This is a genomic window from Geminocystis sp. CENA526, from assembly GCF_050753365.1.
Lineage (GTDB): Bacteria > Cyanobacteriota > Cyanobacteriia > Cyanobacteriales > Cyanobacteriaceae > Geminocystis.
In genome coordinates this window covers 1-2,236 of the sequence record NZ_JBLZFY010000227.1, presented here as the reverse complement: position 1 = coordinate 2,236, position 2,236 = coordinate 1, and the positions used below count along the sequence as shown (strand labels likewise).

Below are 2,236 nucleotides of genomic sequence, written 5' to 3'. Positions count from 1 at the left end.
AGTTTTTTAATGACAACCTGTCTTCCTGAAGGCATCTGTAAATCTTGGGCGAGAAATGTATCCCCAAAGCCACCGCTACCTAAACTTTTAATGATTTTGTATCTAGTTTCGATCGAACCTGTCATAATATTTTCCCTCAATTTAAGACTAATTTAAGACTATACTTACTTATCAGGGTGATTTACTGAAATTATGCGCTCTTAATCTAATTGTATAACTAAAATACTTTCTGAGCTTACGAATTTTGCCTAAGTCGTTATTTATTGTTGTGATATAATAATTCTAGTTACTTCAAAATTTTGGAGAAAAACCTTGATGAGAGCGGTTAAACAAAAAGGAATTGTGGGAAAAAAAGGAAAAATAGAGCTTTATTCTACTGGAATTGATGAAGGTACAGAGGTTGAAATCATTATACTTGCTCCCTCCTCCGAAGTTGATACTACCGAATATTTATTTTCTACAGAAGCTAACAAAAAAGAATTATTAGAGGCAATAGAAAGAGTCGAAAAACAAGATAATCTCATTACGATTACTCCTGATGAATGGCATGAGAAATATAGTATTTGATCCTAAAGCCTTTAAACAGTTTAATGACGAGCATCGTTTAGTTTATAAAGTCACAGAAACAGAAATTATTATCATCAATTGTAAATTTCATTATTAAAAATTAGTCATTTGTAAAGAATTAATTATTTTGAAAGTTCGATCGAGCTAGAATAAAAATAAAACTGCGTCAATGTCTGCTAATTCCAAACTAATTAATTAGTTAATTTGATTTTCGCTCGATCAACCACTGATCATCACTCCATATTAAGTCAATATATGGTTTATTATCTTTCACAACTTTTCCATTTTTCATTCTATATTTTAAATCTACTTTTACACGAGCATAATCTTTATTCTGTGAAATAACATCTACATTATCTAACATAATTTCCGAAACACTATTCCACCAATTCTGATAATCTTGATAAGAAAAACTATTAACAAAATTATAAGTTAAATTATTCCAAGTTTTTTGATATTGCCTATTATTTAAACTTTGATAATGATTAACAATAAAATTTTTAATTTCTGAATAATCATTGTTATTATGGTTTATAGTAGGAGGTTTTTCTTCAGTTTGCAATTTTTCGTTTGCTTTTTGTATTTCCCGTCCGATTCGTTGAAAACTCCACAAATATTTATTTCCTTTTGAATCTTTACCATTGCCTGACATTTGATTTTCATTAACTGAGAATATTCCAGTATTAATACCTAAATACCAAATTCCAGAGCTAGGTTTTGATAAAACTTGAACTTCTCTTATTATAATTTTATTTGTATTAGGATTAATGTCTCCTTCGACAGCCAAATGATATATTTTTCCTTCTTTTCCTTTTGTTATTAAAGTACCACTAAAAAAATTTCCTGATTGATTTTCAATGATTAACTGAGAATTAGGGGCATTAATAAATGTTCCCTCCCAAGTACCAATTAAATCGGTATCTGAATTTATTGTTTTTCCCCCTTGTAATTTTGCCTCATTTTCCTGTTTTTCTTGCTCAATTTCAGCTAACTTTTCTGGGGTTTGATTCATATTTTGAAGGAGAAAAAATCCTCCCGATACTCCTAACGCAACTAATAATCCTATTAGAATCGCAATGATTAGATTATTATTATTTTGAGAAGAATTAACAGAATTAGAAATAACAGGAGAAGGCTCAATAATTTCTTTCTCTTTAGTAAAATTAATGGGGGATTTTTGGGGTATAACTGCCACAGTATTAATTTGACTCATGTGTAAGGCTTCATACATGGCTTGAGAAGTAGGATACCGTTGATATAAGTCGATTTTCGAGGCTTTTTCTAATACTAGCCTTAAATTTGAGGGCAAATTGGGGATATAGCTTTGCCAGTCTAACTCTCCCGTGATGTTATTATTGGGAATCTCGATGGGATACTTTCCTGTTAAACTGTAAATCATGGTTAAGCTCAGGGCGTATAAGTCACTACTAAAAACCGTTCTTCCCGTGCTTTGCTCAGGAGGGATAAATCCCCTCGTACCAACGATTACAGAGCTTACCGTTGAACCGCTACTTAAACTTACCGCCCCCATACTTTCTTTGACAGCGCCAAAATCGATTAAGACGGGCAATTTATCGGAGTCACGAATAATGATATTTTCTGGTTTTATATCTCGATGAATGATGTTTTTACCATGAACGTATTTAAGAGTATTAAGCAAGGATGACAA

General features: G+C 31.4%; 3 protein-coding genes. 2 read left to right on the top strand and 1 reads right to left on the bottom strand.

The annotated features are described in order from the left end of the window. Nucleotides 1–312 precede the first annotated feature (312 nt). Nucleotides 313–567 (top strand): hypothetical protein, encoded by a 255-nt coding sequence (locus ACN4EE_RS22935; RefSeq protein ID WP_431708830.1) that lies wholly within the window; start codon nucleotides 313–315, stop codon nucleotides 565–567. Beyond that, complete coding sequence (locus ACN4EE_RS22930; RefSeq protein WP_431708829.1) at nucleotides 539–664, top strand: type II toxin-antitoxin system YoeB family toxin; 126 nt, start codon at nucleotides 539–541, stop codon at nucleotides 662–664. Before ACN4EE_RS22935 ends, ACN4EE_RS22930 begins: the two co-directional genes overlap by 29 nt. A 102-nt stretch (nucleotides 665–766) precedes the next feature. Here the strand turns inward: ACN4EE_RS22930 and ACN4EE_RS22925 are convergent. Next, the coding region (locus ACN4EE_RS22925) for a protein kinase domain-containing protein (RefSeq protein ID WP_431708828.1) at nucleotides 767–2,236 on the bottom strand (1,470 nt) is incomplete at its 5' end.